This window comes from Anditalea andensis (assembly GCF_000714815.1).
In the GTDB taxonomy this organism is placed as follows: domain Bacteria; phylum Bacteroidota; class Bacteroidia; order Cytophagales; family Cyclobacteriaceae; genus Anditalea; species Anditalea andensis.
This window is the reverse complement of record NZ_JMIH01000047.1, coordinates 1-1266: the sequence shown is the minus strand read 5'-3', so window position 1 is coordinate 1266 and position 1266 is coordinate 1. Positions and strand designations below refer to the sequence as shown.

Annotated in this window: 2 protein-coding genes; both read left to right on the top strand. The window is 34.4% G+C overall.

The window, feature by feature from the left end; genetic code table 11:
• The first annotated feature begins 529 nt into the window (after nt 1-529).
• Nucleotides 530-1063 (top strand): helix-turn-helix domain-containing protein, encoded by a 534-nt coding sequence (locus tag EL17_RS22075; protein ID WP_035079873.1) that lies wholly within the window; start codon nt 530-532, stop codon nt 1061-1063.
• Between the two features lie 12 nt (nt 1064-1075).
• Nucleotides 1076-1266 (top strand): hypothetical protein (locus tag EL17_RS23970; RefSeq protein ID WP_205623613.1); only part of this gene is annotated, 191 nt, incomplete at its 3' end.

Genomic DNA, 1266 nt, shown 5'->3' with positions numbered 1-1266 from the left:
TAGTTTTCAAATCGGGTTCTTGGGCTTGCGCTCAAAGAGGATGTCGAATGCGCTTGGGCAACCGGAAATAATTGCATGATCAAGCATTTTTGTAAAGATGAAATCAGAATATACCCTTACCTTACCTCTATAGCAAGATAATTTAAATTGGTGAGTGGTAATAAATCTCTTTCCCATTGGAAATAATTATTAAAAAGTCCATAAAGGATGACCATCTCAAGAAGAGAGATGAGCTATACTCCTTACGATTGTTGCATGGCACGTAGGAAGCCAAAACTTTCAATGAAAGTCTCTTGAAACACAACGTTAAAGAGATAGCCCACCTCTATATTGTAAATATAGTGGATGGGCTTCTACTCTACGTCCATTGTTTCAAGAAATTTCCTACGTTTCTGCAACTGGACTTAGGTTAGATGCCTAATTCATTTATTACTAAGTATTTATTCTACAATGCTAATATATGCATTTGTATTCAAAAACCAAACAAAAACCCAAAAAATGATGACAAATTTTTTGTTGTATTTGTTAAATGAAAGGAGATAGGGGAAAATACATTGATCTAAAGAGACTTGCAGAAAATTTAGGGTCACTTAGGGAGCAAGCAAATCTATCTATAATGGGATTAGAAGTCGTTATTGGTTTTTCTTCAGACCACTTACGCCAACTCGAAAATGAAAATAATACCGTTTATCCTAATACCAGTACCTTATCAGCCTTTGCAACATTATATGATGTGACAATTGACGATTTATTGAAGAAAAAAGATGTTAAACTGGGAAGTAACCTAACTCTATTAAACAACTTCTTTACAAAACATACACTTAATGATGAATATAAGTTTGACAAAAATTCTCTACCAAGCTTCATTAAAAAACATGTATTAACGCTCCCCCAAATGATTGAAGGAATAAGAGTTTCTGAAATTATGAAACTATTTCCAGATAGAAATTTAAATAGTAAAGAGTTATCACGAGAATTAAACCGATTATACATTAAAGGAATAATTGACAAATTTGATAAAACAGGAAAAGGGTCAGTGTTTTTTTACCGATTAAAAAAATAAAATGATAAATGAATGTTACGGTATCTGGGTAAATTCATAGCCGACGCTGTGCGACCCCTATCAGGGTCGGGATCAACATCAGCACATATGCTATATACATGCGACCCATTCAGGGTCGGCCGCATTATCAGGGCTTTTCTATATACTTACGACAGCTTCAGCTTCACACGTATATTCTTGGGACTGATCCTGAAGGGATCAAA